The following is a 252-nucleotide window of genomic DNA, read 5'->3' on the forward strand; positions in this document are numbered from 1 at the left end:
TGGGTGCGAAAAAAGTCTTTATTACCACCGATCATGTCACTAAAAAAGGCGAACCGAAAATCGTTGCTGAGCTGACTTATCCTGCGACAGGTTTGAAATGTGTGGACCGCATTTATACGGACCTTTGTGTGATTGATGTGACGGCAGATGGTATGAAAGTCATTGAGAAAGTTGAAGGCTTATCTTTTGAAGAGCTTCAATCGATGACGGGTGCCAAACTCATTGATGCCACTCAGGCTTAAGACTGGTTTT

At 43.3% G+C, this 252-nt stretch carries 1 pseudogene; it reads left to right on the plus strand.

Annotated features, from left to right (window positions below):
- Positions 1 to 242, plus strand: a pseudogene (locus AC1M9J_RS14850) (3-oxoadipate CoA-transferase); the annotation flags it as partial.
- Positions 243 to 252 lie beyond the last annotated feature (10 nt).

It is taken from the genome of Acinetobacter sp. ANC_7588, from assembly GCF_056783995.1.